The organism is Streptomyces sp. NPDC002888 (assembly GCF_042888465.1).
Lineage (GTDB): Bacteria > Actinomycetota > Actinomycetes > Streptomycetales > Streptomycetaceae > Streptomyces.
The window spans coordinates 494,436-501,065 of sequence record NZ_JBIAPU010000003.1; the positions used below are offsets into that span (position 1 = coordinate 494,436).

General features: G+C 70.6%; 8 protein-coding genes and 2 pseudogenes. 6 read left to right on the forward strand and 4 right to left on the reverse strand.

Annotation, left to right across the window (positions count from 1 at the left end; genetic code table 11):
* Positions 1–6: 6 nt before the first annotated feature.
* Entirely contained in the window at positions 7–981 is a 975-nt protein-coding gene (locus tag ACFYWX_RS07725; RefSeq protein WP_389423047.1) for an NAD-dependent epimerase/dehydratase family protein, read from the reverse strand.
* Positions 982–1,271: 290 nt separating this feature from the next.
* Between ACFYWX_RS07725 and ACFYWX_RS07730 the strand changes: the two are divergent.
* Both ACFYWX_RS07730 and ACFYWX_RS07735 read left to right on the forward strand, forming a co-directional pair.
* Positions 1,272–1,787 (forward strand): annotated as a pseudogene (locus tag ACFYWX_RS07730) (S41 family peptidase); the annotation flags it as partial.
* Between the two features lie 28 nt (positions 1,788–1,815).
* Entirely contained in the window at positions 1,816–2,802 is a 987-nt protein-coding gene (locus ACFYWX_RS07735) for a hypothetical protein (protein WP_389423048.1), read from the forward strand.
* Positions 2,803–2,810: 8 nt separating this feature from the next.
* On the opposite strand, the gene ACFYWX_RS07740 is transcribed toward ACFYWX_RS07735, so the two are convergent.
* Both ACFYWX_RS07740 and ACFYWX_RS07745 read right to left on the reverse strand, forming a co-directional pair.
* Positions 2,811–3,077, reverse strand: a complete 267-nt coding sequence (locus ACFYWX_RS07740) for a DUF397 domain-containing protein (RefSeq protein WP_389423049.1) — start codon at positions 3,075–3,077, stop codon at positions 2,811–2,813.
* A complete protein-coding gene (locus ACFYWX_RS07745; protein ID WP_389423050.1) occupies positions 3,074–3,952 on the reverse strand; it encodes a helix-turn-helix domain-containing protein in 879 nt (292 codons plus the stop codon). The genes ACFYWX_RS07740 and ACFYWX_RS07745 overlap by 4 nt, the downstream gene beginning before the upstream one ends.
* A 110-nt stretch (positions 3,953–4,062) precedes the next feature.
* On the opposite strand from ACFYWX_RS07745, the gene ACFYWX_RS07750 reads away from it, so the two are divergent.
* From ACFYWX_RS07750 to ACFYWX_RS07765, 4 genes and pseudogenes are all read left to right on the forward strand, one after another.
* Positions 4,063–4,536 carry an ATP-binding protein gene (locus ACFYWX_RS07750; RefSeq protein ID WP_389423051.1) on the forward strand — a complete coding sequence of 158 codons (474 nt, stop codon included), beginning with the start codon at positions 4,063–4,065 and terminating at the stop codon, positions 4,534–4,536.
* Between the two features lie 199 nt (positions 4,537–4,735).
* Positions 4,736–5,590: pseudogene (locus tag ACFYWX_RS07755) on the forward strand (helix-turn-helix domain-containing protein).
* A complete protein-coding gene (locus ACFYWX_RS07760) occupies positions 5,587–5,811 on the forward strand; it encodes a hypothetical protein (protein WP_389423052.1) in 225 nt (74 codons plus the stop codon). The pseudogene ACFYWX_RS07755 and the gene ACFYWX_RS07760 overlap by 4 nt, the downstream one beginning before the upstream one ends.
* Positions 5,812–5,910: 99 nt before the next feature.
* The gene (locus tag ACFYWX_RS07765; RefSeq protein WP_389423053.1) at positions 5,911–6,498 is read left to right on the forward strand and encodes a Uma2 family endonuclease; all 588 of its coding nucleotides are present in this window, start codon (positions 5,911–5,913) and stop codon (positions 6,496–6,498) included.
* Here the strand turns inward: ACFYWX_RS07765 and ACFYWX_RS07770 are convergent.
* The coding region (locus tag ACFYWX_RS07770; RefSeq protein WP_389423054.1) for a hypothetical protein at positions 6,449–6,630 on the reverse strand (182 nt) is incomplete at its 5' end. The genes ACFYWX_RS07765 and ACFYWX_RS07770 overlap by 50 nt on opposite strands.

Below are 6,630 nucleotides of genomic sequence, written 5' to 3' on the forward strand. Positions count from 1 at the left end.
CGCCCGTCAGCGCCCCCGCGACCGGTACCACTCGGCGGCCTCAGCGAGGCGGTGCAGGGTTCCCGGGCCGGGTGGGCAGTCGGCCGACTGCCAGATCTCCTCGCTCGCGTACCAGTGGTCGAGCGCCACGAGGGAGAGCTGTCGCTCGCTGACACGCCCCTCGGTCCTGTTCAGGTGCTCCAGACAGCGCTCCCAGGACCACGATTCGCTCACGCGTGGCAGTACGCCAAGGTCGGCGAGGGTGCGCAGCAGGTCGCCGGTGGTGACGGGCTCGGGATGGCTGGCGTGGTGGATGCCGGTCTCGACCCCGTTCCCGTCCAGGGCGAGGGCGACGATGAGCCGGGCGAGGTCCTCGACGGCGACCGTGGACAGCCGGGCCCTGCCCCCGTCCCACAGGGCCGGAATCCGCCGGACCAGCTCGGCCAGCGCGGGCACGACCCACCGGTCGCCCTCCCCCAGGACCAGCCCGGGACGCAGTACGACGGCCCCCGCGTCCAGCGCGAACGCTTCCGCCTCCAGCCGGGACGCGCTGCCGGCCGAGACCGGCGCCGGAGCGACCTCGTCGACCTCGATGCCCCTGTGCGGGCCGCGCCCGTAGACGGCGGCGGTCGAGAGGTGCACCGTACGCTCGATGCCCGCGGCCCGCGCCTCGTCCATCAGCGCGGCGGTGCCCAGGACGTTCACGGTGTGGCAGTCCTCGGGGGTAGGCCCCAGGACCCCGCCGAGGTGCAGCAGTACGTCGGCGTCGTCACATGCCCCGCGCGGTGAGCCGGCGTCGGCCAGGTCGGCGTACCGCCACTCGTCGGCGTGCGCGCGTATCTCGTCGGTGGTCCGGCGGCCGAGGGCCCTGACCACCAGCGCGTCCGTTTGCCGCCGCCTCGCCAGCTCCCGCAGGACGGCGGATCCGATGAATCCGGTCGGTCCGGTCAGGACGATCCGTACGGGACTCAACTCCCGGCCCTCCAAACCCTCTTCGCTCATCCGACCCAAAGGGTAGGGCTGCCCTCAGCACCGATCCACCGGTTCGCCGGATGGTCCGCGCGCCACCCCCTCCGTCACGGTGATGTACGAACCGAGTCCACACGGGGAGGACAAGATCGTGCGCATCGCCCGCGCCAACGCCACCGTCACCGCAGCCGTTGCCCTGGCCCTCGCCGCCGGGGCCGCCGCAGCGCCGACCGCCGCCGCCGCCTCGGGGAGCGCGCCCACCACTGACGGACTGTGGCGCATGGACGGGTACGGCACCGTCCTCGCCCTCGGTGGCGGCACGTATGATCATCGGCCTCCGCATCAACGGCGGCGGCTCCGACGCTCTCGGCGTCCACCTCGCCGGACGCCTCACCGACACGCCCTACGTCGCCTACGCCAAGCGCGTCCGCAACGACCCCGCCGACCCCACCCGGCACACCCGTCCCGAGCCGGTCCGCGTCACCCCGGCCGCCCACGCCCCCCGCTACACCGGCCCCGTCGCGATCCTGACCGGCGGCTCCACGGTGAGCGCCGGCGAGACCTTCACCCAGGCCCTCATCGACCGGCCCGGCCGCACGGTACGCGTCGGGCAGCCCACCCAGGGCGTCTTCTCGGACGTCATGGCCCGCCGCCTCCCCAACGGCATGACCGCCTGGCTGCCCAACGAGGAGTTCCTGACCCGTACCGGCCGCACGTTCGACGGCACCGGCATCCCTCCGCACATCACGGAACCGGTCTTCACGGAGGAGGAGTTCGCCGAGCATCGCGACTCGGCGTTCGACCGCGCGGTGCGCCTGTTGAGCGGGCGGGAGAAGTAGCGTCCGGTCCGCCTCGTAGCCTCTCGTCATGACCCGCACCACGCCACCGCGTCCCGTCGATGTCACGGCCCACTTCCCCGAGCTCGCGCCGCTGGCCCGGACCACCGTGCGCCTGCACCCGCGCGCCGGGAACCCCACGTCAGCGGACAGCTCCATCGGCGGCCCGCTGCTGTGGCCGACCGACGAGCCGTGGCCGACCTGCCCGGAGCACGCGGCCCCCTGGTACGTGGGGTACGCGCCGGACGACGTCCACGTGAGCCGACGCGTCCTCGCCGAGGCATGGAGGCGGCCACGCGCGGAGGGCGAGGACCTGCTGACCGCCGAGGAGCGGGCCGTCGTGGACCGCGCGGACGAGCGGCGGATATCCCAGGACGGCCCAGTCCCTATGATCCCGGTCGCCCAGATCTACGCGGCCGACGTGCCCGAACTCCCCCGCCCGGACGGCACGGACCTGTTCCAACTGCTCTGGTGCCCCTTCGACCACGACGAGGACTACCTGCCCCGCACCGAGCTGCGCTGGCGGTCGTCCGCCGATGTCACGAAGCCGCTCGGCGAATCGCCCCGCCCGGCCGTCATCGGCGACGACAACTACCTGCCCGAACCCTGCGTCCTGCACCCCGAGCCGGTCACCGAGTACCCGGCCCCGCACGAGCTGCCCGAGGAGCTGGTGGACCGGATCCACGAGGAGTGGTCCGACGCGGTGGAGTACCAGTACGACCTCGGCGTCGCCCCCGGCTGCAAGGTCGGCGGCTACGGCCCGTGGAGCTTCTCCGACCCGTTCGCCATGTCCTGCGCCGAGTGCGGCTCCAACGTACGGCCGCTACTCACGCTCGACGGCTGCGAGTGGGACGGCGGCAGCGGCAGCTGGCGCCCCCTGGAGGACGCCGACTACACCGGCTACCACTCCGACGGCCCGGCCTGCGCGACCAAGCTCAACATCGGCCGTAGCTACAGCATGCAGCTCTACGTCTGCACGGCGTCGTACGACCATCCGCACATCCGGAACATGCAATAGGCGCGCCGCTACGTGAGCGTGTGCAGGAAGTCGGTCCAGGCGGCCGGGTCGAGGGCCAGGCGGGGGCCGGAGAGGTGTTTGGAGTCGCGGATGTGGATGGCGCTGGGGGTTGTGGCGATCTCCACGCAGGACTCGCCGTCGTTGCCGCTGCTGTAACTGCTCTTGGACCAGTCCAGCGCCACCTCTACGCAGCTGTCGCCTTCAGTGCCATCGCTGTAGCTGCTCTTGAACCACTTGAGATCGACGGCGTCCCCGCCTGAGGGCTTGCGGATCATGTTTCTCCCAGCAGTTGCTCGATGGAGGCGAGTGACTCCCCCGGCGTGAGAGCCTGGGCCCGGATGGTGCCGTACCTCAGTTCCAGGATGCGGAGCTCCTTCGGATCCGTAGTCGGTCGGCCGTTGAACGCCCCGTCGGAACGTCCCACAGCCGTGCCGTCCACGAACTTCAGCAGCTCGATCTTGCCATCCACGCCGGGGTGAGCGCCGGTCTCGGTAGGCATTACCTGAAACGTGACGTTGCGCAACTGCGCTACCTTCAGCAGGTGTTCGAGCTGGCGCCGCCGGACCATTGTGCCTCCGATGCAACGGCGTAGCGACGCCTCTTCCTGGACGAAGCTGAGCGCGGGCACGGGCGACTTGTCGAAGACCGCCTTCCTTGCCATGCGGGCGACGACCAGACGCTCCACCTCCGCCTCCGAGTACGGCGGCTGCCGTGCCTCGAACAGAGCTCGTGCGTGTTCCGGAGTCTGCAACAGCCCATGGATGCTGAGGCCGACGTACACCCCGATCTCGACCGCCTGCGCCTCCAGCTTGGCCAGCTCCCGCACCTTCTTCGGGTACCGGACCCTCTTCACGTCCTCCTTCATGGCGGAAAGCAAGCCCCCCGCCCCCAACACCTCGTCCGCCCTGTCCAGATACTCGGGGCGAGGAATCCGCTTCCCGCTCTCGATCTTGTAGACCATGTCCTCGCCGTACCCGAGCGCCTCCCCGAACTCGGCGGCGCGCATCCCCACGGCCTCTCTGCGCAGCTTCAGCTGGCGGCCGACGGTCGCGACGACCGCCACACCCCAGTCGTCGTCCGGGTCCACCTCCCAACCCGGCTCGTCCGCCTCGGCCTTGAGCCGCCCCGCCTCACCGTCGACCTGCAGCATGGTGCACCCCTCCTGACAGGCACAGACACCACCGGACAACTCCGGACAGTGACCGTACGTATCGCCGTCGTCACTGTTCACAGTAAGCACGGGGCGCCACGCTGAGTGACGTGAAGCAGCAAATCCACCCTCCCCTCTCCCCCATCCGCAACTTCGGCGTACAGCTGTCGCCGACCCCGCGCGGCGCCCGCCTCGCCCGCCTGCTGGCCACGGAACAACTGCGCTCCTGGGGCCTGCCGTTGGACCCGGCGGCGCACGTCGTGGCGGAGCTGGCGTCGAACGCGGTGGCCCACGGCCGCGTACCGGGACGCGACTTCCGGCTCCTGGTCTACGTCGTCGGCGGCACCCTGCGCATCGAGGTCACGGACACCCGGGGTGACCGCCGGCCGCAGGCGCAACTCCCCGCGCCGGACGCGGAATCCGGCCGAGGACTGGTCCTGGTGGACGCGCTGGCCGATCGCTGGGGAGTCATGGAGGGCCCGTCGCCCCGCAAGACGGTGTGGGCCGAACTCGACCTGCCACCGGAACCCAACGCCTCACGCTTCGGTGCCACGGGCGGCCTTTCCCAAGGAACACGAGGGTGAAAGAACCCGTACCAAGCCCCACCCCTCCTCCCGCCCGCGGCCCCGCTCACCCGGGCGGGTGAACATCGCCAACTGAGCTGGATTTCGGACTGGTTGCCTGCCCTACGCTCAGCGCAACAACCGCAGACATGCGACGGCCCCCGCCGGGACGGCAATCCCAGTGCGAGGGCCTGACCACCGAGGAAGACAGGCCTTCCTGATGGATACGCAAGACACTAGCGTGCCCTCGCACGCCCAGTCCCGCCTTGCGGGCAACAACCACCCGAACCGGCACCCGCGCCCCGGCGGCCTGCTCCACGACCACACCCGCCACACCACCCGCTTCACGGTGATCGGCAACCACCTGGCCCAACACCCGGAGTTGTCGCTGCTGGCCATCGGCTTGGCGGTGCACATCCAGTCGCTGCCCAAGGGCGCCCGAGTCGACATCAAGAGCCTCGCGGCCCGCTTCCCCGAAGGCACAACCCGCATCACCGCAGCGCTACGCGAGCTGGAGACCCACGGCTACCTGCGCCGCGAACGCGAACGCGTCCCCAGCGGCCGCATCATCACCCGCACGATCTCCTGCAACTAGCCAGGCCGCCACAGGGCCACCGCCGCGCACAAGCCCGCGCCTCCGAAGAAGCGCACCCCACGCAAGCCCCTCCCCGCCGTACCGCAACCGGCGTACGCCTCCCCCACCCTCCTCCAAACGGCAACGGACCTCCTCACCGACCTGCGCCGCCTGGACTCCCGCCTCCTCCTCACCACCTGCGACACGGCCCACCTGGCCCCCGGCGTCGCCGCCTGGCTGGAACGCGAGGTCACCCCCACCGCCGTGCGCCACTCCCTGACCACCAACCTCCCGGACGGCCCCCTACACCGCCCAGCCGCCCTCCTGGCCCACCGCCTCACCACCCACCTCCCGGCCCCGCCCCCGTTCCGCACGCCCACGGCCCCACGACCAGCTACCCCAGACCCACTCCAGACCTGCGAGGACTGCGACCGCGCTTTCCGTTCCCCCGCACCAGGCCGCTGCCGCGACTGCCGTGTCCCCTACCCCACGGCCGCATGACACCCAGCCGCCCTCAGGCCGACCACAGAGGCGAGCGGATCCCCCGACCCGAGCAAACCCCTGATGCCCTGCGTGCAGCTCTCGCCATCGTCGCCCTCGGCCGGCTGGAGGAGATGCAGGCCAAGAACAAGCTGGAACACGAAGACCCGGCCATCGTCCAGGGAGCCCTTCGGGAACTGAGCGCTGTCCTGGACGCGGCCATGAAGGCAGTGCGCGAATGAGCTCGTCGGGGCGGCCGAAGCCGTCCACCTTCACGGGGGCCGCCTAGCATGAAAGCGACGATCCTTGCCCCCGGGCACAGACGACGAGGAGCGAGCGCCATGACCATCGCCCCGGACGACGCACAGCAGGGCGCCCCCCACGTCTATCAGGCCATGCGGGACTTCGTTCAGTCCATGGACGACACCCTCCCCGGCAAGTTCGAGATCACCAAGGAAGGGATCGTCCACGACATGATGGCCCCCATCGGCCCTCACGAGCTGACCGCCGTCCACCTCCGAAAGCGCCTTGAAAAGATCATGCCGGAGGAGTTGGTCGCCCACACCGGGACACCTGACGTGGAGGTTGAGGCGGAGGGCATCATGCGCCACCCCGACATCATGGTGATCGCTCTGGCGGACATGGATGTCCCGGGCTCCTTCGATCCGCGCACGCTCATCGCCGCCGTCGAAGTGGTCTCCCGCTCCAACCCGGACAACGACTGGGTGACCAAGGTGCGCGACTACCCGCTGATGGGCATCCCCATCTACGCGATCTTCGACCCCCGCACCGGCACCGGCGCCGTCCTCACCGACATCCACCCCACCCCCGACGGCCCCCGCTACGCCACCCGCAAGGACTTCGTCTACGGCGAGGACGTCACCATCGCCGACTGGACCATCTCCACGGACGGCCTGCCGCGGTACTGAGGTCCCCTGCGCACTGCATGCCGCCCTCCGAGATGTTGTGGGCGCATGCGCGTGGGGTGGTGGTGCGGCGGCGCAGGAAGCGTGGCATGGGGAGGGCGAGGTTGACGAAGCCTTCGGCCTGCATGGCGGCGA

Excerpts from the sequence above, each read along its gene's own strand:
- ACFYWX_RS07725 (WP_389423047.1), bottom strand. The coding sequence starts at position 981 with ATGAGCGAAGAGGGTTTGGAGGGCCGGGAGTTGAGTCCCGTACGGATC.
- ACFYWX_RS07735 (WP_389423048.1), top strand. The coding sequence starts at position 1,816 with ATGACCCGCACCACGCCACCGCGTCCCGTCGATGTCACGGCCCACTTC.
- ACFYWX_RS07740 (WP_389423049.1), bottom strand. The coding sequence starts at position 3,077 with ATGATCCGCAAGCCCTCAGGCGGGGACGCCGTCGATCTCAAGTGGTTC.
- ACFYWX_RS07745 (WP_389423050.1), bottom strand. The coding sequence starts at position 3,952 with ATGCTGCAGGTCGACGGTGAGGCGGGGCGGCTCAAGGCCGAGGCGGAC.
- ACFYWX_RS07760 (WP_389423052.1), top strand. The coding sequence starts at position 5,587 with ATGACACCCAGCCGCCCTCAGGCCGACCACAGAGGCGAGCGGATCCCC.
- ACFYWX_RS07765 (WP_389423053.1), top strand. The coding sequence starts at position 5,911 with ATGACCATCGCCCCGGACGACGCACAGCAGGGCGCCCCCCACGTCTAT.